Source organism: Enterobacter sp. BNK-18 (assembly GCF_047456135.1).
Classification (GTDB): Bacteria; Pseudomonadota; Gammaproteobacteria; order Enterobacterales; family Enterobacteriaceae; genus Enterobacter; species Enterobacter ludwigii.
In genome coordinates, this window is sequence record NZ_CP179899.1 from 141,895 (window position 1) to 165,990 (window position 24,096).

The 24,096-nt window shown below is 53.7% G+C and carries 21 protein-coding genes; 7 read left to right on the top strand and 14 right to left on the bottom strand.

Annotated elements, in window-relative coordinates; all coding sequences use genetic code 11:
- Positions 1–54: 54 nt before the first annotated feature.
- The 4 genes from ACMGG3_RS00690 to xseB all read right to left on the bottom strand — a co-directional run bounded on the left by ACMGG3_RS00690 (position 55) and on the right by xseB (position 4,122).
- Complete coding sequence (locus ACMGG3_RS00690) at positions 55–1,029, bottom strand: aldo/keto reductase (RefSeq protein ID WP_138613387.1); 975 nt, start codon at positions 1,027–1,029, stop codon at positions 55–57.
- Positions 1,030–1,092: 63 nt separating this feature from the next.
- Positions 1,093–2,955: a 1-deoxy-D-xylulose-5-phosphate synthase gene (gene dxs, locus ACMGG3_RS00695; RefSeq protein WP_414149496.1), complete on the bottom strand. Its 1,863-nt coding sequence runs from the start codon at positions 2,953–2,955 to the stop codon at positions 1,093–1,095.
- A gap of 24 nt (positions 2,956–2,979) precedes the next feature.
- On the bottom strand, positions 2,980–3,879 hold the full coding sequence (gene ispA, locus ACMGG3_RS00700) for a (2E,6E)-farnesyl diphosphate synthase (RefSeq protein ID WP_014168855.1): 900 nt from the start codon (positions 3,877–3,879) through the stop codon (positions 2,980–2,982).
- Positions 3,880–4,122 carry an exodeoxyribonuclease VII small subunit gene (gene xseB, locus ACMGG3_RS00705; protein ID WP_008503331.1) on the bottom strand — a complete coding sequence of 81 codons (243 nt, stop codon included), beginning with the start codon at positions 4,120–4,122 and terminating at the stop codon, positions 3,880–3,882.
- Between the two features lie 312 nt (positions 4,123–4,434).
- Here xseB and thiI point away from each other — a divergent pair, with 312 nt between their 5' ends.
- Entirely contained in the window at positions 4,435–5,883 is a 1,449-nt protein-coding gene (gene thiI / locus ACMGG3_RS00710) for a tRNA uracil 4-sulfurtransferase ThiI (RefSeq protein WP_014168857.1), read from the top strand.
- Positions 5,884–5,928: 45 nt separating this feature from the next.
- On the opposite strand, the gene yajL is transcribed toward thiI, so the two are convergent.
- Both yajL and panE read right to left on the bottom strand, forming a co-directional pair.
- The gene (gene yajL / locus ACMGG3_RS00715; RefSeq protein ID WP_020885217.1) at positions 5,929–6,522 is read right to left on the bottom strand and encodes a protein deglycase YajL; all 594 of its coding nucleotides are present in this window, start codon (positions 6,520–6,522) and stop codon (positions 5,929–5,931) included.
- Positions 6,485–7,396: a 2-dehydropantoate 2-reductase gene (panE, locus tag ACMGG3_RS00720; protein ID WP_014168859.1), complete on the bottom strand. Its 912-nt coding sequence runs from the start codon at positions 7,394–7,396 to the stop codon at positions 6,485–6,487. The genes yajL and panE overlap by 38 nt, the downstream gene beginning before the upstream one ends.
- Positions 7,397–7,599: 203 nt before the next feature.
- Between panE and ACMGG3_RS00725 the strand changes: the two genes are divergently transcribed.
- Positions 7,600–8,091 (top strand): YajQ family cyclic di-GMP-binding protein, encoded by a 492-nt coding sequence (locus ACMGG3_RS00725; protein WP_020885215.1) that lies wholly within the window; start codon positions 7,600–7,602, stop codon positions 8,089–8,091.
- 32 nt (positions 8,092–8,123) lie between these two features.
- Here the strand turns inward: ACMGG3_RS00725 and ACMGG3_RS00730 are convergent, their stop codons facing one another.
- From ACMGG3_RS00730 to ACMGG3_RS00765, 8 genes are all read right to left on the bottom strand, one after another.
- Positions 8,124–9,485, bottom strand: coding sequence for an MFS transporter (locus tag ACMGG3_RS00730; protein WP_032681561.1), 1,362 nt, complete (start codon positions 9,483–9,485; stop codon positions 8,124–8,126).
- 149 nt (positions 9,486–9,634) lie between these two features.
- Positions 9,635–10,522 (bottom strand): heme o synthase, encoded by an 888-nt coding sequence (cyoE, locus tag ACMGG3_RS00735; protein ID WP_014168862.1) that lies wholly within the window; start codon positions 10,520–10,522, stop codon positions 9,635–9,637.
- Between the two features lie 11 nt (positions 10,523–10,533).
- Positions 10,534–10,860, bottom strand: a complete 327-nt coding sequence (locus ACMGG3_RS00740; protein ID WP_006176899.1) for a cytochrome o ubiquinol oxidase subunit IV — start codon at positions 10,858–10,860, stop codon at positions 10,534–10,536.
- Positions 10,860–11,474 (bottom strand): cytochrome o ubiquinol oxidase subunit III, encoded by a 615-nt coding sequence (locus ACMGG3_RS00745; protein ID WP_014168863.1) that lies wholly within the window; start codon positions 11,472–11,474, stop codon positions 10,860–10,862. The genes ACMGG3_RS00740 and ACMGG3_RS00745 overlap by 1 nt, the downstream gene beginning before the upstream one ends.
- On the bottom strand, positions 11,464–13,455 hold the full coding sequence (gene cyoB, locus ACMGG3_RS00750) for a cytochrome o ubiquinol oxidase subunit I (protein ID WP_014168864.1): 1,992 nt from the start codon (positions 13,453–13,455) through the stop codon (positions 11,464–11,466). Before cyoB ends, ACMGG3_RS00745 begins: the two co-directional genes overlap by 11 nt.
- A 16-nt stretch (positions 13,456–13,471) precedes the next feature.
- Positions 13,472–14,419 carry a cytochrome o ubiquinol oxidase subunit II gene (gene cyoA / locus ACMGG3_RS00755; protein WP_008503322.1) on the bottom strand — a complete coding sequence of 316 codons (948 nt, stop codon included), beginning with the start codon at positions 14,417–14,419 and terminating at the stop codon, positions 13,472–13,474.
- A 479-nt stretch (positions 14,420–14,898) separates the two neighbouring features.
- Positions 14,899–16,374: a muropeptide MFS transporter AmpG gene (gene ampG, locus ACMGG3_RS00760; RefSeq protein ID WP_068795189.1), complete on the bottom strand. Its 1,476-nt coding sequence runs from the start codon at positions 16,372–16,374 to the stop codon at positions 14,899–14,901.
- A 46-nt stretch (positions 16,375–16,420) separates the two neighbouring features.
- Complete coding sequence (locus ACMGG3_RS00765) at positions 16,421–16,999, bottom strand: lipoprotein (RefSeq protein WP_014168866.1); 579 nt, start codon at positions 16,997–16,999, stop codon at positions 16,421–16,423.
- 304 nt (positions 17,000–17,303) lie between these two features.
- Here ACMGG3_RS00765 and bolA point away from each other — a divergent pair, with 304 nt between their 5' ends.
- From bolA to lon, 5 genes are all read left to right on the top strand, one after another.
- Positions 17,304–17,621 (top strand): transcriptional regulator BolA, encoded by a 318-nt coding sequence (gene bolA, locus ACMGG3_RS00770; RefSeq protein ID WP_013095855.1) that lies wholly within the window; start codon positions 17,304–17,306, stop codon positions 17,619–17,621.
- Positions 17,622–17,951: 330 nt separating this feature from the next.
- On the top strand, positions 17,952–19,250 hold the full coding sequence (gene tig / locus ACMGG3_RS00775; protein WP_014168868.1) for a trigger factor: 1,299 nt from the start codon (positions 17,952–17,954) through the stop codon (positions 19,248–19,250).
- 260 nt (positions 19,251–19,510) lie between these two features.
- On the top strand, positions 19,511–20,134 hold the full coding sequence (gene clpP, locus ACMGG3_RS00780) for an ATP-dependent Clp endopeptidase proteolytic subunit ClpP (RefSeq protein ID WP_020885210.1): 624 nt from the start codon (positions 19,511–19,513) through the stop codon (positions 20,132–20,134).
- 126 nt (positions 20,135–20,260) lie between these two features.
- Positions 20,261–21,535 (top strand): ATP-dependent protease ATP-binding subunit ClpX, encoded by a 1,275-nt coding sequence (gene clpX / locus ACMGG3_RS00785; protein WP_020885209.1) that lies wholly within the window; start codon positions 20,261–20,263, stop codon positions 21,533–21,535.
- 183 nt (positions 21,536–21,718) lie between these two features.
- Entirely contained in the window at positions 21,719–24,073 is a 2,355-nt protein-coding gene (gene lon, locus ACMGG3_RS00790; protein WP_014168872.1) for an endopeptidase La, read from the top strand.
- The last annotated feature ends 23 nt before the right edge of the window (positions 24,074–24,096 follow it).

Genomic DNA, 24,096 nt, shown 5'->3' on the forward strand with positions numbered 1-24,096 from the left:
CCCGGCCGAGGGGTTTTGTTCCCTCTCCTTTTGGGAGACGGGCAGGGCGAGGGCTTACTTAAACCCGACCACCGGATGCTGCTGGTACGGCGTTTCCAGCTCGGCGACTTGCTCAGGCGTCAGCGTTAAATCAACGGCACTCAACAACTCATCCAGCTGTTCTTCCCGCGATGTACCGATAATCGGTGCCGCGACTCCGCGTTTGCTCAGCAACCACGCCAGCGCTACCTGCGCACGCGTGGCACCGGTATCATCGGCAATCCCCGCTAAACGTTCGGCGATCAACGCATCGCTGGCTTCCGTACCTTCGTATAAGGTTTTACCGAACGCATCCGACACCGAGCGGGCGGTGGTTTCTCCCCATGGTCGGGTGAGGCGTCCGCGCGCCAGGGGACTCCATGGGATCACCGCTACACCTTCCTGATAGCAGAGCGGCAGCATCTCGCGCTCTTCTTCGCGATAGATAAGGTTGTAGTGATCCTGCATGGTGACAAACCGTGCCCAGCCGTGCTGCGCCTGAAGATCAAGCGCTGAGGCAAACTGCGAAGCGTGCATAGACGATGCGCCGATGTAACGCGCCTTCCCGGCCTTAACCACATCGTTAAGGGCTTCCAGCGTCTCTTCAATCGGCGTGTTGTAATCCCAGCGGTGGATCTGCAGCAGGTCGACATAATCCATATTCAGACGCCGGAGGCTGTCATCAATGGATCGCAGGATTTGCGCACGGGAAAGGCCTTCAGGCAAATCACCCACCTGGTGATATACCTTAGTGGCGACGATCACATCGTCACGGCGGGCAAAATCGCGCAGGGCGCGGCCGACAATCTCTTCGCTGCTGCCGTCGGAGTAACTGTTGGCAGTATCAAAAAAGTTAATCCCGCCGTCGAGTGCGCGTTTGATGATAAGGCGGCTGCTCTCTTCCGGCAGCGTCCAGGCGTGATTTCCTCGGTCTGGCTCGCCAAAGGTCATGCATCCCAGGCAAAGTCGGGAAACCTGAAGGTCTGTTTTTCCTAATGTCGTGTATTGCATGGTTCCGCTCCTGCTTTTTTAAACAATACGTTTAAGCATAGCAGGAGCGGAAAAGGGGAGGGATCAGGCAAGCCAGGAACGGATTTTCGACTCAATGCCGGCCGCATCCAGGCCAATCGCCGCACGGGCTTCGTCCTGGGTGCCTTGTGGAATGAAATAATCCGGCAGACCAAGGTTCAGTACCGGCACGGCTTTACGGTTCGCCATCAGCACTTCGTTTACGCCGCTGCCCGCGCCGCCCATGATGGCGTTTTCTTCCAGCGTGACCAGCACGTCATGAGATTCCGCCATGCTCAGGATCAGGGCCTCGTCGAGCGGTTTCACAAAGCGCATATCCACGAGGGTCGCATTCAGCGCTTCAGCCACTTTCGCGGCCTCCGGCATCAGCGTACCAAAGTTCAGGATCGCCACTTTCTCACCGCGACGCTTCACCAGACCTTTACCTATCGGCAGTTTTTCCAGCGACTGCAGTTCAACGCCGACGGCATTGCCGCGCGGGTAGCGCACCGCACTAGGGCCATCCTGATAGTGGTAGCCGGTAAACAGCATCTGACGACATTCGTTCTCATCGCTTGGCGTCATGATGACCATATCCGGGACGCAGCGCAGGAACGACAGGTCAAATGCCCCCTGGTGCGTCTGGCCGTCAGCACCCACAATGCCTGCGCGGTCGATAGCAAACAGGACCGGCAGCTTCTGGATGGCAACGTCATGGATCACCTGGTCGTAGGCGCGTTGCAGGAAGGTGGAATAAATGGCGACAACCGGGTTATAACCGCCAATCGCCAGGCCTGCCGCAAAGGTCACCGCGTGCTGCTCGGCAATGGCAACGTCAAAATACTGGTCCGGGTATTTTTTGGAGAACTCCACCATGCCAGAACCTTCACGCATAGCCGGGGTGATCGCCATGAGCTTATTGTCTTTAGCGGCGGTTTCACACAGCCAGTCGCCAAAGATTTTTGAATAGCTCGGCATGCCGCCGCTGCTTTTGGGCAGGCAACCGCTGCTCGGGTCGAATTTCGGTACCGCGTGGAAGGTGATGGGATCTTTTTCCGCCGGTTCGTATCCACGGCCTTTTTTGGTCATGATATGCAGGAACTGCGGGCCTTTCAGGTCACGCATGTTTTTCAGCGTGGTGACAAGCCCCAGAACGTCATGCCCGTCCACCGGACCAATATAATTAAAGCCCAGCTCTTCAAACAGCGTACCCGGCACGACCATGCCTTTGATGTGTTCTTCGGTGCGTTTAAGCAGTTCTTTGATTGGCGGTACGCCGGAGAAGACTTTTTTTCCGCCTTCACGCAGCGAGGAGTAAAGCTTGCCGGAGAGCAACTGCGCCAGATGGTTGTTCAGCGCGCCCACGTTTTCGGAAATCGACATTTCGTTATCATTAAGGATAACCAGCATGTCTGGCTTGATATCGCCCGCGTGGTTCATGGCCTCAAAGGCCATTCCGGCAGTGATCGCCCCGTCGCCAATGACGCAGACGGTACGACGCTGTTTATTCTCTTTTTCGGCTGCCACCGCAATACCGATACCCGCAGAGATTGAGGTGGAGGAGTGCCCAACGCTTAATACGTCGTACTCGCTCTCGCCACGCCATGGGAACGGATGCAGGCCGCCTTTCTGACGAATAGTGCCAATTTTATCGCGACGTCCGGTCAGAATTTTATGCGGATAGGCCTGGTGGCCGACATCCCAGATGAGCTGATCGAATGGCGTGTTATAGACATAATGCAGCGCCACGGTCAGCTCTACCGTGCCAAGCCCGGAGGCGAAATGGCCGCTGGAGCGGCTTACGCTGTCGAGCAGGTAGCGACGCAGCTCATCGCACAGCTTCGGCAGGCTCTCTTTCGGCAACAGGCGTAACTCCTGGGTGGAGTCAACTAACGCCAGTGTCGGGTATTTGGCAATATCAAAACTCATCAAAGGCTCATCGAGATAGTGTGTTTATTTATCACGCTGGATTATATAGTCCGCTAGCGCTTCCAGTGCCGAAGTATCCAGTGATTGCGCGGCCAGTTGATTCAGCGACTGGCGGGCATCCTCTATCAGATCCCGGGCTTTACGTTGGGCTTGCTCAAGACCCAGCAGGGCGGGGTAGGTACTTTTGCCAAGCTGCTGATCCGCACCCTGACGTTTACCCAATGTTGCAGTATCGCCCACCACATCCAGAATGTCATCCTGAACCTGGAATGCCAGACCGATACTTTCCGCGTATCTGTCCAGTATCGGCAGGGCTTTGCGCCCCTGTTCACCCGCGCTCAGGGCGCCCAGACGAACGGCTGCACGAATCAATGCGCCCGTTTTATGGCGATGAATACGCTCCAGCTGTTCCAGATTAACCTGACGTCCTTCCGCTTCCAGATCCAGTGCCTGACCGCCACACATACCGGCGACGCCGCTGGCCATTGCCAGTTCAGAGATCATCGACAGACGGTCACGGTCGGCCACTTCGGCCATCGGCGCATCGCTCAGAATCGAGAACGCCAGGGTTTGCAGGGCATCCCCCGCCAGAATGGCATTCGCTTCGCCAAACTTGATGTGGCAGGTAGGCTGGCCACGACGCAGATCGTCGTCGTCCATGGCCGGCAAATCATCATGGATCAGCGAGTAGGCATGGATGCACTCAACGGCGGCTGCCGGGGCATCCAGCGTGTTAGCGCTGATACCAAACATATTGCCCGTGGCGTAAACCAGAAACGGACGCAGGCGCTTTCCACCCAAGAGTGCGCCATAGTGCATGGCTTCAACCAGTGGAGTGTTCTGAAAAGGCTGTGGCTCAATAAAACGGCGCAGCGCATCGTTGGCACGCGCGACGCATGCCTGAAGCTCGTTGGCGAAATCCATTTACTCGGCGTCCGGTGTGAATGGCGTAGTTTTAGCGTCTTCGCTGTCGGACAGCAGGATCTGCACGCGCTGCTCGGCCTGCTGCAGTTTGACCTGCCCCTGGCGCGCCAGCTGTACGCCGCGCTCGAATTCATTGAGCGCCTCTTCCAGCGGTAAATCGCCGCTCTCAAGGCGGGTGACAATCTGCTCCAGCTCACTCAGCGCAGTTTCAAAACTGGCCGGTGCGTCGTTCTTCTTCGGCATAGTGAATTGACTCTTATATTCTCAGCCCCGACATGGTAACGGACTCGGGGCAATTATCAAATAACGCGCAATGTGCACAGGAGCGGCGTGAAGATGATATACTTGCGCGCCTGGATGCAGCCACGGGTGTGGGCTGCTATACACGTCATCCTTCAGGTTGTCTCTGTTTGGGCTACGTTTGCGCCTTTCCGTTACTTACTCGCGTAAGCTTGCGGGGGGCTGTGACTCGCCGCGTTGATGCCACCTGAATGATTTTGTGTATATTTCATTTTCCATTACAAGCCTTAAGCTTGCCTAAGAAACATTGCCGCCATGAAGTTTATCATTAAATTGTTCCCTGAAATCACCATCAAAAGCCAATCTGTGCGTTTGCGCTTTATTAAAATTCTCACCGGGAACATTCGTAACGTATTAAAACACTACGACGAAACGCTCGCCGTGGTGCGTCACTGGGACCACGTTGAGGTTCGCGCGAAAGATGAAAACAAACGTCAGGATATTCGCGACGCGCTGACCCGTATTCCGGGCATTCACCATATTCTGGAAGTGGAAGACGTTCCTTACACCTCCCTGCATGACATTTTTGAAAAAGCGCTGGTGCAGTACCGCGATCAGATTGAAGGCAAAACCTTCTGCGTGCGCGTGAAGCGTCGTGGTAAGCATGAGTTTAGCTCCATTGAAGTGGAGCGCTATGTGGGTGGCGGCCTCAATCAGCACGTTGAGAGCGCGCGCGTGCGCCTGACTAACCCGGACGTGACCGTTAACCTGGAGATCGAAAACGATCGCCTGCTGCTGGTGAAAGGCCGTTATGAAGGTATCGGCGGTTTCCCAATCGGCACGCAGGAAGATGTCCTGTCGCTGATCTCCGGCGGTTTCGACTCCGGTGTTTCCAGCTATATGCTGATGCGCCGCGGCTGTCGCGTACACTACTGCTTCTTTAACCTGGGCGGTGCGGCGCATGAAATCGGCGTGCGTCAGGTTGCGCACTATCTGTGGAACCGCTTCGGCAGCTCCCACCGCGTGCGTTTTGTGGCGATCAACTTTGAGCCAGTGGTCGGCGAAATCCTTGAAAAAGTGGACGACGGTCAGATGGGCGTGGTGCTGAAGCGCATGATGGTGCGTGCAGCGTCCAAAGTGGCGGAGCGCTACGGCGTGCAGGCGCTGGTCACCGGTGAAGCGCTGGGCCAGGTCTCCAGCCAGACTCTGACCAACCTGCGTCTTATCGACAACGTATCGGATACCCTGATCCTGCGTCCGCTGATCTCCTACGATAAAGAGCACATCATCGATCTGGCGCGCAAAATCGGTACCGAAGATTTTGCCCGCACCATGCCGGAATACTGCGGTGTGATCTCAAAAAGCCCTACCGTCAAAGCGGTGAAGGCGAAAATCGAAGCCGAAGAAGAGAACTTCGATTTCGGCATTCTGGAGAAGGTGGTGGCGGAAGCGACCAACATCGATATCCGCGAGATTGCCCAGCAGACCGAGCAGGAAGTGGTTGAAGTTGAAACCGTCAGCGGTTTCGGTGCCAACGACGCGATTCTGGATATCCGTTCCATTGATGAACAGGATGACAAACCGCTGCAGGTTGAAGGCGTGGACGTGGTTTCCCTGCCGTTCTACAAGCTGAGCACCAAATTCGGCGATCTCGACCAGAGCAAAACGTATCTGCTGTGGTGCGAGCGCGGGGTGATGAGCCGTCTGCAGGCACTGTATCTGCGCGAGCAGGGCTTTGCAAATGTGAAGGTCTATCGCCCTTAACCGTTTGCCGGGTGGCGGCTTCGCTTACCCGGCTTTCTTTACACGCTACGCTTCGTAAAAATTATAAATCCCCGCCGCCATCACTAACGACGACGCCACCTCGTAGGCTTTCTCACGCCCGACCAGCAGGTCGATAATCTTCAGTCCAAAATCGATCGCGGTACCCGGCCCCTGGCTGGTGAGCAGATTGACGCGCGGATCCCAGACCACACGTTTATCCACCCATTGCTCTTCAGGAATGGTCTCTTTCAGTCCCGGGAAACCGGTCATATTCCCGATCGGGAAAATGTTATGCGGCACCAGAACCGTGCCGGCTGCGGCACAAATTGCCGCAACGATGCGCCCCGACAGATGGAATTGCCTGACGGTTTCGACCAGGAGCGGGCTGTCGCGAAAATACTCCGCGCCCTTCAGGCCGCCCGGCAGTACGATGATGTCGTAATCCCCGTCGGCCACCTGCACAAGCGGTGCATCGGCGAGGATTTTTACGCCGCGTGAACAGGTGATGGTCAGATTACCGTCGCTGGCGACGCTGGCGGTGGTCACGTTAATGCCGCCGCGCACCATCAAATCAATGGTGGTGACGGCTTCTGTCTCTTCGCTACCAGGGGCGAGGCAGATCAGTGCTGACGCGCTCATATTCACTCTCCTTACGTTTAACCAGGTCATACAGACGGGCATTTTCCGGCACGGCAATGCCGTGGGCGCGGGCGCGTTTAAGCAAATAGCCCGTGATGTAATCAATCTCTGTGTGGCGTAATGCCCGAATGTCCTGCAACATCGAGGAGATGTTTTCTGCAGTACTTTCAATTACCTGCTCAACATAATAGCGTAAATCCTCCGCCGAGGTATGCAGGCCTTCACGTTCGATAACCGAGGCGACCTCCGCGCACAGGGTGGCAATTTCCTGCGGATGATTTTTCAGTTCCCCGTTCGGGCAGTTCCACAGCGCCGTCAGCGGATTGATCACGCAGTTAACCGCCAGCTTGCGCCACAGCTGCGGGCGGATAGTGTCATGCCAGGCCACGTCCGGCAGCACCTTCTGCAGAACATCCGCCAGATAGCTGTAGTCGCCATCCTGCGTACGGGCGGGGCCCATGTGCGTTACGCCGCTGGCGACATGCACGATAATGTTGCCATCGCGGCGTGCAGCGTGCGTGGTGGTCGCCATCAACAAGGGATGCGGGATGCTTTTCAGCTCATCAATGGTTCCCATGCCGTTATGCAGCAGCAGGATGGGGGAGTCTGGGGGAAGTTGCGCGGCCAGCGTCTTTACCGCATCTGAAACCTGCCATGCTTTGAGCGTGACCAGCAGCAGATCGCTTTGCGCCAGAAAATCCGGATCGTTCGCGGTGAGTGATTCGTTGAATATACTTCCGTCTTCGTCAATCAGGTTCACACTGCAATAGGGCTGGGGCACGCGCAGCCAGCCCTGTACCTCATGTCCGTGCTTGCAAAGCGCGGTCAGCCATAGCTGTCCAAGGGCTCCGCATCCGAGCACTGTAATTTTCATTGTTCCTCCTCACCTGCAACTGCGCCAGGTGTTACGGCCTAAGTATAGCGCCGTCAGCTAAGCTTCTGTTGAGTAAACCCTGTGACATCTGTGCGGTGTTTCCTCACGTGAGCGGCCAGGGATAGCTGCAACTCGAATTATTTGGGGTATCTGCCTTGTAGCGGGTATTATGCAACGCAACAAAAATGAAGGGAGAAGAAAAGATGCCATCTTTCGATATTGTTTCCGAAGTTGATATCCAGGAAGTCCGCAACGGCGTTGAAAACGCAAGCCGTGAAGTTGAGTCACGTTTCGACTTTCGTGGCGTTGAGGCAACTTTCGAGCTGAACGATGCGAATAAGACCATTAAGGTCCTGAGCGAATCTGATTTCCAGGTTAACCAGCTGCTGGATATTCTGCGCGCCAAGCTGCTTAAACGCGGCATTGAAGGCACCTCACTGGATGTACCAGACGAGTTTGTGCATAGCGGTAAAAACTGGTTTGTCGAAGCCAAACTGAAGCAGGGTATTGAGAGCGCGGTTCAGAAGAAGATCGTTAAGCTCATCAAGGACAGCAAGCTGAAGGTTCAGGCGCAAATCCAGGGTGAAGAAATTCGTGTGACCGGTAAATCCCGCGATGACCTGCAGGCCGTTATGGCGCTGGTACGTGGCGGCGATCTGGGGCAGCCGTTCCAGTTCAAGAACTTCCGCGATTAAGACAAAAATGCCCGGTTTTACCGGGCATTTTTTCAGGCTTTGAGAGCCTGCTCGATTTCGAAGCGGTTAGTCACTTTACTGTCTATTTTGACGTAAGCGCTGCGCTCTTGTGGGGCAATAAGCACTTCACTTACCCCCTCTGTTGCTTCAAGACGCTGTTTTAGCGCGTCGGTAATCTCAACATCCTCAGGAATTTCGACCCGCAGACTGCTGACGTAGCGCGGCTCTTTCATGCTGCTGGCGACCAGCAGCCAGACCATCGCCAGCAGTGCGCCCGCAAGGAACACGGTTTGCGAATCAAACAGGCCATCCACCCAGCCGCCGAGCGAGCCCCCGATAGCCACGCCGATAAACTGGCTGGTGGAGTAGATCCCCATTGCTGTGCCTTTATAGCCGGCCGGGGACTCCTTGCTAATCAGCGATGGCAGCAGGGCTTCCATCAGGTTAAAGGCCAGGAAGAAGAGCTGCACGCCGGCCACCAGTTCCCAGAAGTGCGGGCCGGATCCCCAGAGCACAATCTCGGCAATCAGCAGCACCGCCACGCAGCCAATGAAGACGCGCTTCATCTTGCGTTTCACTTCGGCGTAGATGATGAACGGCACGACCGAGACGAACGAAATCAGCATGGTCACCAGATAGATTTTCCAGTGCTCCGCGGCAGGGAAGCCCGCGGCGGCAAGCTGACCGGGCAGGGCGACAAAGGTCGACATCAGCAGGATGTGCAGACACATAATGCCGAAGTTAAGTTTAAGCAGGCGCGGTTCCACCAGCACTTTGCTGAAGCAGCCTTTCACCATCCCGGATTCACGGTTAAGGACGTGGTTTTTGCTGTCCGGCACCACCCAAAGGGTCAGCGCAATACCGACGGTCGCCAGCACGGCAATCATCCAGAACAGCGCATGCAGACCGAGTTTATGCGTGATGATAGGCCCGAGCACCATTGCAATCGCAAAAGTGACGCCAAAGCTCACCCCGATAAACGCCATCGCTTTGGTGCGATTCTGCTCACGCGTTAAGTCTGACAGCAGCGCCATCACGGCGGCGGCAATCGCGCCAGAGCCCTGCAGGGCGCGACCAAGAATAATTCCCCAGATGGAGTGGGAGAGGGCGGCTATCACGCTGCCGAGCACAAAAATAAGCAGGCCGCCGACAATCAGCGGTTTGCGGCCAACCCGATCCGAGAGCAGGCCAAACGGGATCTGAAATACCGCCTGAGCCAGACCGTAGATGCCAATCGCCAGGCCAATCAGCGCTTCGCTGGCACCCTGTAGCGCCATGCCGTACGTGGTCAGAACAGGCAGGACCATAAACATGCCAAGCATCCGTAGCGAGAAAACAGTCCCTAAACCCCAGGTCGCGCGCAATTCGCCTGGCGTCATTTTATAATCGTTCATTACCACCTCAATTCAAAAGCAGGCCATAGTGTAGTGCGGGGAAGGGGCGGGGTAAATAAAGGGTTATTTAACAAATATTACATGCGTTATTAATGGATTCGATGAATAAAAAAGGGTGCCGAAGCACCCTTTTATTCACCTGGTGTGACTTACCAGACGTAAGTCAGCAGGTTGTGTGAATCAGGCACCATGAAATCCACGGACATCATCACCGACAGCGAAGTGATAGCGACAATGGAGAACACGAACAGCTTACGTGCCCAGACCTTGTCATCTTCCACTTTGTAGCCACGCAGGGCCATGCCGAGCCACCAGACGCTCACCGCAGCCGCTACCGCCAGGTATTTGTACCCGGCGTAACCGCCCAGAGAGAGCATCAGCGTTGCCACGGCAAAGGCGATGATGTACAGCGTGATGTGGTTTTTAGCCACGGAAATGCCCTTCACGACCGGCAGAACCGGGATGTTCGCTGCCTGATAATCCTTAAAGCGGAAAATCGCGATGGCATAGGAGTGCGGCATCTGCCACAGGCTAAAGATAGCCAGCAGGATCAGCGCACCGCTGTCGAACTCGTTCGTGACGGCGCAGTAGCCAATCACCGGCGGCGCAGCGCCGGAGAGAGAACCAATCAGCGTTCCGTAGACGGAGTGGCGTTTCATATACAGGCTGTAAACGCCCACATAGACGACGAACCCCATCACCCCCAGCCAACAGGCCAGAGGATTAGCGCCAAACCACAGCAGCATAAAGCCAGCAATACCCAGCAAGGTGGCGTACACCAGCGAGACGGAAGGGGCGATCAGGCCTTTAACCAGCACCCGATTTTTAGTCCTTTCCATCTTCTTGTCGATATCCATGTCGATGTAGTTGTTAAATACACAACCGGATGCAACAACCAGCGACACACCGACCAGCGTAGCGATAAAGAGGGTGTAATCGATGCTGCCTTTAGAGGCCAGCAGGAACCCCCCAATGACGGAGATCAGGTTGCCAAAGATGATGCCTGGTTTCGTGACTTGCAGGTATTGCTTAAACATACTCGCCGCTCTTAGTGAACCATCATGTTGTAGTTAAGGTTCCACATAATCCAGATGGAACCGACTACCAGGATAGCGATGATAATCACGGTAAAGATGAAAGCCGTCATGTTCCAGCCTTCATCGGACTTGGTGTTCATGTGCAGGAAGCAAACCAGATGCACCAGAATCTGAATCACCGCGGTTACCAGGATTGCACCCAGAATAACCGGCTTAGACGCAGAACCGCTCATCACCATCCAGAACGGGATCACCGTCAGAATGATCGACAGGATGAAACCTGTCATGTAGGTTTTTACGCTACCGTGGGAAGCGCCATGATCGTTTGAATGACTCATTACATCGCCCCCATCAGATATACAACAGAGAACACACAGATCCACACAACGTCCAGGAAGTGCCAGAACAGGCTCAGGCACAGGATACGCGTGCGGTTAGTGCTGGTCAGGCCACGACGGGAGATCTGGAACATCAGTACTGCCATCCAGATCAGACCAGACGTTACGTGCAGACCGTGGGTCCCTACCAGTGCGAAGAACGCAGACAGGAAGCCACTACGATCCGGCCCGAAGCCTTCCATAATCAGGTGATGGAATTCATAGATTTCCATCCCGATAAAGCCAGCACCAAACAGCCAGGTCAACGCCAGCCAGGAGACAACCTGGCTCTTGTTGTTTTTGTACATGGCGATAGCCGCCATGCCGTAGGTGATGGAGCTGAACAGCAGCAGCGCGGTTTCTACCAGAACGAACGGCAGTTCAAAGATGTCCTTGCCGGCCGGGCCGCCCGCAGTGCCGTTCACCAGAACGGCATACGTTGCGAACAGACAGCAGAACAGAATGCAGTCGCTCATCAGGTAGATCCAGAAACCGAAGACTTTCGTCGGTCCTGTATCGTGGTGCGCATGTTCATGCGCGTGGGCAGTAGAGTGCGCCAAAGTATCAGTTGCCATTTTTCAGCCCCGCTTTAGAAATCTCATCGAAATGCTGGTTTTCCAGTTTTTCGACTTCACGGACTGGTACGTAGTAGTCTACGTCCTCGTCAAAGCTCTTCACAATCCAGCTGATTACGATGCCGGCGAAGCCAACAATCGCCATCCACCAGATGTGCCAGATCATTGCGAAGCCAAATACCGTTGCGAAGGCGGCAATAACAATGCCCGCACCGCTGTTTTTCGGCATGTGGATCTCTTCGTAATGAGCAGGTTGCTTGTACGCTTCACCTTTTTCTTTCATTTCCCAGAATGCGTCGCGTTCATGGACCTGCGGCACAATAGCGAAGTTATAGAACGGTGGTGGAGAAGAAGTTGCCCACTCCAGCGTACGGCCACCCCATGGGTCACCGGTCAGGTCACGGTTCTGATCGCGGTCGCGAATAGAAACGTAGAACTGAATCAGCTGAGACGCGATACCACAAGCAATCAGCACGGCACCGCCCGCTGCAACCATCAGCATTGGGTGGAACTGTGGATCAATCTGCTGGCTCAGACGACGGGTCATACCCATGAAGCCCAGCACGTACAGCGGCATAAATGCAACGAAGAAGCCGATGATCCAGAACCAGAATGCGCGTTTACCCCATTTTTCGTTCAGGGTGAAACCGAACGCTTTTGGCCACCAGTAGGTTACGCCAGCGAAGCAGCCGAAGACCACACCACCGATGATAACGTTATGGAAGTGCGCAATCAGGAACAGACTGTTGTGCAGAACGAAGTCAGCACCCGGTACCGCCAGCAGTACACCGGTCATCCCACCCACGGAGAAGGTGACGATGAAGCCGATAGTCCACAGCATTGCTGAGTGGAACACGATACGGCCCTGGTACATGGTGAACAGCCAGTTGAAGATCTTAACCCCGGTAGGGATTGCGATAATCATGGTCGTAATACCGAAGAAGGCGTTTACGTTCGCGCCAGCACCCATGGTGAAGAAGTGGTGCAGCCAAACGATGAACGACAGAACGGTAATACACACGGTTGCCCACACCAGAGAGGTGTAACCAAACAGACGTTTACGCGAGAAGGTTGCTGCGATTTCGGAGAACACACCGAAGACCGGCAGAACCAGGATGTACACTTCCGGGTGACCCCAGGCCCAAATCAGGTTGATGTACATCATCATGTTGCCACCCATATCGTTGGTAAAGAAATGGGTGCCCAGGTAGCGGTCCAGGGTCAGCAGCGCGATGGTGACGGTCAGAATTGGGAATGATGCAATAATCAGGATGTTGGCGCACAGAGATGCCCAGGTAAATACCGGCATCTTGAACATGGTCATGCCAGGGGCACGCATCTTGATAATGGTCACGAAGAAGTTGATACCGGTCAGGGTTGTACCGACACCGGAGAGCTGAAGTGCCCAAATCCAGTAATCGACGCCAACGCCCGGACTGTACTCAATTCCCGAAAGCGGCGGGTAAGCCAGCCAGCCGGTCTGAGCAAATTCGCCCACACCCAGTGACAGGTTAACCAGGATAACGCCGACAACCGTGAACCAGAAGCTCAGGTTGTTCAGGAACGGGAACGCTACGTCGCGCGCGCCGATTTGCAGCGGAACGACAACGTTCATCAGACCGATAACCAGCGGCATCGCCACGAAGAAGATCATGATAACGCCGTGGGCGGTAAAGATCTGGTCGTAGTGATGCGGCGGCAGGAAGCCGGCTTCACCCGCAGACGCGAGTGCCTGCTGGCTACGCATCATGATCGCATCCGCAAAGCCACGAATTAACATGACGATACCGACGATGCAGTACATGATACCCAGTTTTTTGTGGTCAACCGAAGTCAGCCACTCGTTCCACAGGTAGCTCCACTTACCAAAGTAAGTGATCAAGGCCAGTAAGGCTGCGCCACCGATGATAATTGCAGCAACCGTAACCACGATAATGGGTTCATGGTAGGGCACTGCATCCAGTGTCAATTTTCCGAACATTTTCTTCCTCGGCCCCTTAGTGAGCGGTTTCCGCGTGGCTCATGTCCATGCCTTCCATACCTTCGTGTGCGCTATGCTCACCTTCAGGCTGGGTCATGTCCATGCTCTTGCCGTGATCCATAAATTTGCCAATAACGTCTTTGAACAAATCTGGTTTCACGTTAGAGAAGTACTCCACCTTGTTATATTCGCTAGGTGCTGCCACTTTTTCGAACGCCGCCATGTCAGACATGGTGTTTGGAGACTGCTTCGCTTTTTCAACCCACTGGTCGAAAGCGGCACGGTCTGGCGTCGCGATAGCTTTGAACTTCATACCTGAGAAGCCCGGGCCGCTATAGCTGGCGGAGATACCATCGTAGGTGCCTGCTTCATTCGCGATCAGGTGCAGGTTAGTCTGCATACCGGCCATCGCGTAAATCTGGCTACCCAGACGTGGGATGAAGAAGGAGTTCATTACGGAGTTGGAGGTCACTTTGAACTGAACCGGAGTGTTCGCCGGGAAGGCGATTTCATTCACGGTGGCAATGCCCTGTTCCGGATAGATGAAGAACCATTTCCAGTCCATGGAGACCACTTCAATGGTAATCGGTTTTTCATCGTGAACCAGCGGCTTGCTTGGCTCAAGTGCGTGAGTGGTTTTCCATGTCAGTACGGCAAGGAACAGGATGATCAGGATAGGTACCGTCCAGACCACAGCTTCCACTTTATTGGAGTGTGACCAGTTAGGGCTATACTTCGCATCTTTATTGCTCGCACGATACTTCCAGGCGAAACCAACAGCCATCAAAATGGCTGGAATAACCACAATCAACATCAGGCCAAAAGCCGTCAATATCAGTGAACGTTGTTCCAGTCCAATCTGTCCTTTGGGGTCAAGTAGTGCAGAATCGCAGCCACTGAGTAATACAGTGCCTGCGAATAATGACAACCATCCCAAACTTTTATTGTATTTCCTGAGTCTCATTTAACGACCTCAATTCCACGGGAGTCTGGTGGCGTTTAAAGTGTGGGGGCATTTTACGGGAAGGTTACATTACTGTAAACATCATTAGACCTGTGTCAGGAAGGTGTTACCGGGTTCTGCCGCACATGTCACAAGTGTTGCAAATTATGTCGCTTTTTAAGACGTAAGCCGCATGGCATGGGCTTTATAACGAAAGGACCCCCAAGCATACCCTAAAAGGGGCAATTGGTATAACCATTGTGAAAAATAAACAAAAAATTAACAATTAATTATCAATAAAAAGACAACTAAAAAACGAAAAATCAAACTCTCTGATGCTGAATCGTTTAATGAAAAATAGCGTTCTGCAATTGACTCCAATAATTTCCGAATCCTATCCCGCACAAAACAACAAATATTTTTTTTAGCGGCTGGCGGCTATTTCACCGTTATAATTTCGGTTCGTGATTACAACGGGAAATAACCTTTCGGATTTTACTTCAGGTTAACTGCGTTTTACGCAGCGCCATGAAATCGAGCAGCCCACCAGTCAGGATCCCGGCAACCGCCAGCAGCGCGCCGGCATCCAGCAGAAGCGCTTCGAGAGGCAGTACCTGAGAGGTGGTGGCATTAATAATGAGCACCACGAGCCACAGCACCAGGGCAAAGCAACCCGCCATTAACAGTCGTAACGCAAAACGGTAAGCGCGATGATATTCCGTGCGTGGCATAAAGTGTTCTGTTCGCTGGGTATATTCCAGCGTCTGGCGACAGACCAGTAGCAATAAGAGTCCAGGCACTGCCGCTACCACGGAGAAGAGGTAGAACGTTGGCCAGCCATGGGCTTCAACAAACCAGCCGGCAATCGGCCCGACATACACGCGACCAACGGCGGAAAGCGCCGAGAGCAGAGCGAACTGCGTCGCGGAAAACGATTTGTTGCACAGGGTCATCAGCAGGGCAACAAACGCCGCTGTCCCCATACCGCCGCACAGGTTTTCAAAAAACACCGCGGCGCCCATGCTGATCATATGCTTATCCGTCACCGACAGCAGCCAGTAACCGGCGTTCGATGCCCCCTGCAGGATGCCGAAGATCAGCAGTGCGCGAAAGAGCGTCAGACGCTGCATTAATACGCCGCCGTACAGGGCCCCGACAATAGTCGCAAACAACCCGAGCGTTTTGTTCACCACGCCGACTTCGCCGGCATCAAACCCGACCCCGCGAATTAAGAAGGTGGTGGTCAGGCTCATCGCGAAGGCATCGCCGAGCTTATAAAGGACGATTAACAGCAGGATAAGCCAGGCGTTGTTGCGGCCAAAGAAGTCGCGAAGAGGTTCGGCAACGGCCTGCTCCAGAGAACGTGGAACCGGGATCACATCGCTCGGTTCGGGGGCGAGCAGGGTGGCAATAATACAGGGGATCAACAGGGCGGCCATCAGCCAGTACATGCCCTGCCAGCCGAGATAACGGTCGGCCACCCACAGCGCCAGACCACCGGATACCAGCATCCCCAGACGATAGCCCAGCACGCTAATGGCTGCGCCGGCTCCCCGCTCTTCTGCAGGCAACACGTCCGTCTTCCAGGCATCAAAAACGATATCCTGCGAGGCAGAACAGAAGGCGATTACCACCGCAAGGGCGGCCATCCAACGAAGCTGCGTCGTGGGTTCAAGAAAGCCCATCGCCGCGATTGCGATCAGCAACAGGACCTGGGTCATCACTAACCAGCCGCGACGACGGCCCAGGAACGGCGGGGTATAACGGTCCATCACCGGCGACCACAGGAACTTAAAGACGTAAGCCTGGCCGACGAGGGAGAAGAAACCAATGGTTTTGAGATCGATATTCTCGACGGTCATCCAGGCCTGCAGCGTGCCGGAGGTGAGGGCGAGAGGTAAACCGGAGGCGAAACCAAGGATCAGCAGGATGGCTGATTTAGGTTGCTGGAAAATGCGTAAGTAATGACTCGACATGTTCATATAAAGCTGACCCGGTGAAACACCGGGTCAGGAAGCGGGATTAACGCGCGTTTTGCTTGATGAAGTCGTGGATGCTGGTGTCCTGCGCCATATCGGAAATGGTGTCAGTCAGCACGCTGTTAACCGCGTTAGCAATATTTTTGTTGGACGCCTGGAACGCGCCTTCAACAGAGTAGCTCGCACGGTAGTTTTTGGTCATCTTGTTGCCGTTCTTCGCGGTTGCGATGATGGCGATATCCGCTTTGGTGGAGATGTTGTAGCGAACGTTACCCTGGGACACGTCAGCGTACAGGTTGTTCACGATGATCTGCAGATCAACCGCACCGCTTGGGCCAATCATATAGCCGCGGGAAGTCATCTGTTTCTCGAGCACTTCCTGCAGCAGGAAGCGCAGGTCGCGTGAGGCGGTCAACGTCACCTGCTGGTTGTCGCGGGTCACTTTAGCCAGGGCTTGATCCTGACGCTGATCGGCACCGTTAATGCTCACGGTTACGCCCATCAGGCTAGGATCCTGCTGAGGCAGGGTAATCTTAGGGGAGACATCAATGGTTGTAGGCGGGGTAGCGCAGCCTGCCAGCATAAAAAGTGCTACCAACGGAAAGAAGAGTTTTTTTAACATTTTCAGGTTCTCAACGAATCGTAAGCATTACAGAGAAAAATTGCCGCCATCATAACATCGCTAACGGCCAGGGGAAGTGGTCAACGCATGTAAATTCATCGCCTTGTCCGAAAACTGACCAGCCCCGCCTTTTTCTCCACGCGCGAAGGTCAAAAGGTATGAGTCTCACAGTGAACTTCATTCGTCTGAATGAGAAAATAAGACGAAAGCTAAATATTTGTTGTCTTGTTGTAATGGAAACGGTAAAAGCGGCTAATATTTAAAGGGATGGGTGACATCCTGGCGTTGTCGGAGGAGTGATTTCATGATGATACGTGAACAGATAGAAGATAAATTAAGGGCAGCGTTCAACCCTGTGTTCCTCGAAGTCGTCGACGAAAGCTATCGTCATAACGTGCCGGCAGGTTCTGAAAGCCACTTTAAAGTGGTTCTGGTCAGCGATCGCTTCACGGGAGAACGTTTCCTGAACCGACATCGCTTGATCTACAGCACCTTGACGGAAGAACTCTCCACAACCGTACATGCGCTGGCATTGCACACCTATACCATTAAGGAATGGGAAGGCTTGCAGGATACGGTATTTGCATCGCCGCCGTGTCGCGGCGCAGGCACCATCGCCTGATAAATCGGATTTGCAACGGCTGGAGCTTTTCCAGTATGTTGCATACAGATTTCCTCAAAACGGCCTTCGGGCCGTTTTGTTTTGTCTGAGTTTTGAGCGGATGGTGCGTTTTTAAGGCTAAAAATAGCCTTAAAGTGTGAAAAAAGCCGCAGCAACATGCCCCAACCGTTCTCGACTCACCTAAGTGATGCCGCTATAATGCCGCGTCTTAATGAATGTCTTCGGGATGATTCTGGCGACAGGGAATGTGAATCTGCACTAAGAGAGCATCCCGGTATAACAGACAGATTCAGAGTTGACCGAGCACTGTGTTTTTTTTGAGGTAACAAGATGCAAGTTTCAGTTGAAACCACTCAAGGCCTTGGCCGCCGTGTAACGATTACTATCGCTGCTGACAGCATCGAAACTGCTGTGAAAAGCGAGCTGGTCAACGTAGCAAAAAAAGTACGTATTGACGGCTTCCGTAAGGGCAAAGTACCGATGAATGTTGTTGCTCAGCGTTATGGCGCTTCCGTGCGTCAGGATGTGCTGGGTGAACTGATGAGCCGCAACTTTATTGATGCGATCATCAAAGAAAAAATTAATCCGGCCGGTGCGCCGAATTACGTTCCAGGCGAATACAAACAGGGCGAAGACTTCACCTACTCCGTAGAGTTCGAAGTGTACCCGGAAGTTGAGCTGAAAGGTCTGGAATCTATCGAAGTTGAAAAACCTGTTGTTTCCGTGACTGACGAAGACGTTGACGGCATGCTGGACACTCTGCGTAAGCAGCAGGCGAACTGGAAAGAGAAAGAAGGTGCTGTTGACGCGGAAGACCGTGTGACTATCGACTTCACCGGTTCTGTAGACGGCGAAGAGTTCGAAGGCGGCAAAGCGTCTGACTTCGTACTGGCAATGGGCCAGGGTCGTATGATCCCAGGCTTCGAAGACGGTATCAAAGGTCACAAAGCGGGCGAAGAGTTCACCATCGACGTGACCTTCCCGGAAGAGTACCACGCTGAAAACCTGAAAGGTAAAGCAGCGAAGTTCGTTATCAACCTGAAGAAAGTTGAAGAGCGCGAACTGCCTGAACTGACTGAAGAATTCATCAAACGTTTCGGTGTGGAAGATGGTTCTGTAGCCGGTCTGCGTACCGAAGTGCGTAAAAACATGGAACGTGAGCTGAACGGCGCTGTACGTAACCGTGTGAAATCTCAGGCGATTGACGGTCTGGTAAAAGCGAACGAAATCGACGTTCCGGCTGCCCTGATTGACAGCGAAATCGACGTTCTGCGCCGTCAGGCTGCACAGCGTTTCGGTGGCAACCAGCAGCAAGCGATGGAACTGCCACGCGAGCTGTTCGAAGAGCAAGCTAAACGCCGCGTTGTTGTTGGCCTGCTGCTGGGCGAAGTGATTCGTACCCACGAGCTGAAAGCTGACGAAGAGCGTGTGAAAGGCCTGATCGAAGAGATGGCTTCTGCATACGAAGATCCATCAGAAGTGATCGAGTTCTACGGTAAGAACAAAGAGCTGATGGACAACATGCGCAATGTTGCCTTGGAAGAACAGGCTGTTGAAGCGGTACTGGCGAAAGCGAAAGTGACCGAAAAAGCGACCTCTTTCAACGAACTGATGAACCAGCAGGCGTAATTTCGCCCCCAGGGTTTAAAGTTTGAACAAAAAACCCGTTGCCTTCCGGCGACGGGTTTTTTTTATCACGGCTTTACCCCAGGAAGAGTGCTAAAACGCCCTTTCAGTGTTAGCGTAACAACAAAAGGTTGTTATGCTTGAAATAGGGCAGTATGAACCCCATAAGTGTGTAATCACGATGATTGAGACTGGCTGATAATCCGTCCGTAAGGTTACAATCAGTACAGCAGGTGTTTTCAATTTTGATCCAGGAGACGGAAATGTCATACAGTGGCGAACGAGATAACTTTGCACCCCATATGGCTCTGGTGCCAATGGTTATTGAACAGACCTCACGTGGTGAGCGTTCTTTTGATATCTATTCCCGTCTGCTCAAGGAGCGCGTTATCTTTTTGACCGGCCAGGTGGAAGACCACATGGCTAACCTGATCGTGGCGCAGATGCTGTTTCTGGAAGCGGAAAACCCGGAAAAAGACATTTACCTGTACATTAACTCCCCGGGCGGCGTGATCACGGCAGGTATGTCCATTTATGACACCATGCAATTCATCAAGCCAGATGTCAGCACTATCTGTATGGGTCAGGCTGCATCTATGGGTGCGTTCCTGTTAACCGCAGGGGCTAAAGGTAAGCGTTTCTGCCTGCCAAATTCCCGCGTGATGATTCACCAGCCGCTGGGGGGTTATCAGGGGCAGGCGACGGATATTGAAATCCACGCCCGCGAAATTCTGAAAGTAAAAGCGCGCATGAATGAACTTATGGCGCAGCATACGGGTCAATCTCTTGAGCAGATCGAGCGCGATACCGAGCGCGATCGTTTCCTCTCTGCCTCTGAGGCTGTTGAGTACGGCTTAGTCGACTCCGTTTTGACCCATCGTAATTGATGCCCGTGACGCGAGTGTGCCGCTATACTCAGGTAGGGCGGCATGTTGCTAAAAGCAGCTTGCGTCTGAAAATGGCATTTGCGTCGTCATGTGCGGCACAAAGAACTTAAAAAGAGGTTTGGACTCATGACAGATAAACGCAAAGATGGTTCGGGCAAACTGCTGTACTGCTCTTTTTGCGGCAAAAGCCAGCATGAAGTGCGTAAACTGATTGCCGGGCCGTCCGTGTATATCTGCGACGAATGTGTTGACTTATGTAACGACATTATTCGCGAAGAGATTAAAGAAGTAGCACCTCACCGCGAGCGCAGCGCGCTGCCAACGCCGCATGAAATTCGTCATCATCTTGACGACTATGTCATCGGTCAGGAGCAGGCGAAAAAAGTGCTCGCCGTGGCGGTATACAACCACTACAAACGCCTGCGTAACGGTGATACCAGCAATGGCGTAGAACTGGGTAAAAGTAATATTCTGCTGATCGGCCCAACCGGTTCCGGTAAAACGCTGCTGGCTGAAACGCTGGCGCGTCTGCTGGATGTTCCGTTCACAATGGCCGATGCCACCACCCTGACCGAAGCCGGTTATGTGGGTGAGGACGTAGAAAACATCATCCAGAAACTGCTGCAGAAATGCGATTACGATGTACAGAAAGCGCAGCGCGGGATTGTTTACATCGATGAGATCGACAAGATCTCCCGTAAATCTGACAACCCGTCCATCACCCGTGACGTATCGGGTGAGGGCGTGCAGCAGGCGCTGCTGAAGCTGATCGAAGGTACGGTTGCAGCCGTTCCACCGCAGGGTGGCCGTAAACATCCTCAGCAGGAGTTCCTGCAGGTTGATACGTCCAAGATCCTGTTCATCTGTGGTGGTGCGTTTGCCGGTCTGGATAAAGTGATCTCTCACCGTGTTGAAACCGGCTCCGGCATTGGTTTTGGCGCGACGGTGAAAGCCTCGTCCGAAAAGCCGAACGAAGGCGAGTTGCTGTCACAGGTTGAGCCAGAAGACTTGATCAAGTTTGGTCTGATTCCTGAGTTTATTGGCCGTCTGCCTGTTGTGGCAACGCTGAACGAACTGAGTGAAGACGCGCTGATCCAGATCCTGAAAGAGCCGAAAAATGCGCTGACCAAGCAGTATCAGGCGCTGTTCAATCTGGAAGGCGTTGAGCTGGAATTCCGTGACGAAGCGCTGGACGCGATTGCCAAGAAAGCGATGATCCGTAAAACCGGTGCGCGTGGCCTGCGTTCTATCGTGGAAGCGGCGCTGCTTGACACCATGTACGATCTGCCGTCGATGGAAGATGTTGAGAAAGTGGTGATTGATGAGTCGGTCATTAGCGGCCAGACCAAGCCATTGCTGATTTATGGCAAGCCGGAAGCGCAACAGGCATCTGGCGAATAATTCACCAAATCATACAAGCAGTTAATCAAAAAGGGGGGATTTTATCTCCCCTTTTATTTTTCCGTATACGCGGCGTTGAATGTGTGGGAAACATCCCCATATACTGGATACATGTTAATGGTTATGTGAAGCACAGTGACATGACCAGTTTACCTGGCGGACACTAAACTAAGAGAGAGCTCTATGAATCCTGAGCGTTCTGAACGCATTGAAATCCCCGTATTGCCGTTGCGCGATGTGGTGGTTTATCCGCACATGGTCATACCCTTATTTGTAGGGCGGGAAAAATCTATCCGTTGCCTCGAAGCCGCCATGGATCATGATAAAAAAATCATGCTGGTGGCGCAGAAAGAAGCATCAACGGATGAGCCGGGTGTAAACGATCTTTTCACCGTCGGGACCGTGGCCTCTATTTTGCAGATGCTGAAGCTGCCTGACGGCACCGTTAAGGTGCTGGTAGAAGGCTTGCAGCGTGCGCGTATTACCACCCTGTCTGACGATGGCGAGCATTTCTCTGCCAAGGCAGAGTACCTTGAATCACCTCAGCTGGATGAGCGCGAGCAGGAAGTGCTGGTGCGCACCGCGATTAGCCAGTTCGAAGGCTATATCAAGCTGAACAAGAAAATCCCACCAGAAGTGCTGACGTCGCTGAACAGCATCGACGATCCTGCGCGTCTGGCGGACACCATCGCTGCACACATGCCGCTGAAGCTGGCTGACAAACAGTCCGTTCTGGAGATGTCCGACGTTAACGAACGTCTGGAATATCTGATGGCGATGATGGAGTCTGAAATCGATCTGCTGCAGGTTGAGAAGCGTATTCGTAACCGCGTTAAAAAGCAGATGGAGAAATCTCAGCGTGAGTACTATCTGAATGAGCAAATGAAAGCCATTCAGAAAGAGCTCGGCGAGATGGATGACGCGCCGGACGAAAACGAAGCGCTGAAGCGTAAGATCGACGCGGCGAAAATGCCGAAAGAGGCCAAAGAGAAAGCCGAAGCAGAACTGCAGAAGCTGAAAATGATGTCTCCAATGTCGGCTGAAGCGACCGTCGTGCGTGGCTATATCGAATGGATGGTTCAGGTTCCCTGGAATGCCCGCAGCAAGGTCAAAAAAGACCTGCGTCAGGCGCAGGAGATCCTGGATACCGACCACTACGGTCTTGAGCGCGTGAAAGACCGCATTCTTGAGTACCTCGCAGTCCAGAGCCGTGTGAACAAAATCAAAGGCCCGATTCTGTGCCTGGTGGGACCACCGGGGGTAGGGAAAACCTCTCTGGGTCAGTCCATCGCCAAAGCGACCGGACGTAAGTATATCCGTATGGCGCTGGGTGGCGTACGCGATGAAGCGGAGATCCGCGGTCACCGTCGTACCTACATCGGTTCTATGCCGGGTAAACTGATCCAGAAGATGGCGAAAGTGGGCGTTAAAAACCCGCTGTTCCTGCTCGATGAGATCGACAAAATGTCTTCGGACATGCGTGGCGATCCGGCGTCTGCTTTGCTGGAAGTTCTTGATCCAGAACAGAACGTGGCGTTCAGCGATCACTACCTCGAAGTGGATTACGACCTGAGCGATGTCATGTTTGTCGCGACCTCGAACTCCATGAACATTCCGGCGCCGCTGCTGGACCGTATGGAAGTGATTCGTCTCTCCGGTTATACCGAAGACGAAAAACTGAACATTGCGAAACGGCACCTGCTGCCGAAGCAGATTGAGCGTAACGCGCTGAAAGCCAACGAGCTGACCGTTGAGGACAGCGCGATTATTGGCATCATCCGCTACTACACCCGTGAAGCGGGCGTGCGTAGCCTTGAGCGCGAAATCTCTAAACTGTGCCGTAAGGCGGTTAAACAGCTGCTGCTGGATAAGAGCCTCAAACACATCGTGATCAATGGCGACAACCTGCATGCCTATCTGGGCGTTCAGCGCTTTGACTATGGTCGCGCGGACAATGAAAACCGCGTGGGCCAGGTTACCGGTCTGGCATGGACGGAAGTGGGTGGCGATCTGCTGACCATTGAAACCGCCTGTGTCCCGGGTAAAGGCAAGCTGACCTACACCGGCTCTCTGGGTGAAGTGATGCAGGAGTCGATTCAGGCCGCGCTGACCGTGGTACGCGCGCGTGCGGAGAAATTGGGCATCAACCCTGATTTCTACGAGAAACGCGATATCCACGTGCACGTGCCTGAAGGGGCAACGCCGAAAGATGGCCCAAGCGCAGGTATCGCCATGTGTACCGCACTGGTATCCTGCCTTACCGGCAACCCGGTGCGTGCCGATGTGGCAATGACCGGTGAGATCACGTTGCGTGGCCAGGTGCTGCCAATCGGTGGGTTAAAAGAAAAACTGCTGGCGGCACACCGTGGTGGGATCAAAACCGTATTGATCCCTTACGAAAATAAACGCGATCTGGAAGAGATTCCGGACAACGTGATTGCCGATCTGCAGATTCATCCTGTGAAGCGAATTGAGGAAGTTCTGACTCTCGCCCTGCAGAATGAACCTTCCGGAATGCAGGTTGTAACCGCAAAATAGTGACCTCGCGCAAAGAGCGTCAA

Coding starts and splice junctions, on each gene's coding strand:
- xseB (WP_008503331.1), bottom strand. CDS start 4,122: ATGCCGAAGAAGAACGACGCACCGGCCAGTTTTGAAACTGCGCTGAGT.
- ACMGG3_RS00730 (WP_032681561.1), bottom strand. CDS start 9,485: ATGAACGATTATAAAATGACGCCAGGCGAATTGCGCGCGACCTGGGGT.
- lon (WP_014168872.1), top strand. CDS start 21,719: ATGAATCCTGAGCGTTCTGAACGCATTGAAATCCCCGTATTGCCGTTG.
- bolA (WP_013095855.1), top strand. CDS start 17,304: ATGATGATACGTGAACAGATAGAAGATAAATTAAGGGCAGCGTTCAAC.
- panE (WP_014168859.1), bottom strand. CDS start 7,396: ATGAAAATTACAGTGCTCGGATGCGGAGCCCTTGGACAGCTATGGCTG.
- ACMGG3_RS00740 (WP_006176899.1), bottom strand. CDS start 10,860: ATGAGTCATTCAAACGATCATGGCGCTTCCCACGGTAGCGTAAAAACC.
- tig (WP_014168868.1), top strand. CDS start 17,952: ATGCAAGTTTCAGTTGAAACCACTCAAGGCCTTGGCCGCCGTGTAACG.
- ampG (WP_068795189.1), bottom strand. CDS start 16,374: ATGTCGAGTCATTACTTACGCATTTTCCAGCAACCTAAATCAGCCATC.
- ACMGG3_RS00690 (WP_138613387.1), bottom strand. CDS start 1,029: ATGCAATACACGACATTAGGAAAAACAGACCTTCAGGTTTCCCGACTT.
- ACMGG3_RS00765 (WP_014168866.1), bottom strand. CDS start 16,999: ATGTTAAAAAAACTCTTCTTTCCGTTGGTAGCACTTTTTATGCTGGCA.
- cyoB (WP_014168864.1), bottom strand. CDS start 13,455: ATGTTCGGAAAATTGACACTGGATGCAGTGCCCTACCATGAACCCATT.
- cyoA (WP_008503322.1), bottom strand. CDS start 14,419: ATGAGACTCAGGAAATACAATAAAAGTTTGGGATGGTTGTCATTATTC.
- cyoE (WP_014168862.1), bottom strand. CDS start 10,522: ATGTTTAAGCAATACCTGCAAGTCACGAAACCAGGCATCATCTTTGGC.
- ACMGG3_RS00745 (WP_014168863.1), bottom strand. CDS start 11,474: ATGGCAACTGATACTTTGGCGCACTCTACTGCCCACGCGCATGAACAT.
- ispA (WP_014168855.1), bottom strand. CDS start 3,879: ATGGATTTCGCCAACGAGCTTCAGGCATGCGTCGCGCGTGCCAACGAT.
- dxs (WP_414149496.1), bottom strand. CDS start 2,955: ATGAGTTTTGATATTGCCAAATACCCGACACTGGCGTTAGTTGACTCC.
- ACMGG3_RS00725 (WP_020885215.1), top strand. CDS start 7,600: ATGCCATCTTTCGATATTGTTTCCGAAGTTGATATCCAGGAAGTCCGC.
- clpP (WP_020885210.1), top strand. CDS start 19,511: ATGTCATACAGTGGCGAACGAGATAACTTTGCACCCCATATGGCTCTG.
- clpX (WP_020885209.1), top strand. CDS start 20,261: ATGACAGATAAACGCAAAGATGGTTCGGGCAAACTGCTGTACTGCTCT.
- thiI (WP_014168857.1), top strand. CDS start 4,435: ATGAAGTTTATCATTAAATTGTTCCCTGAAATCACCATCAAAAGCCAA.
- yajL (WP_020885217.1), bottom strand. CDS start 6,522: ATGAGCGCGTCAGCACTGATCTGCCTCGCCCCTGGTAGCGAAGAGACA.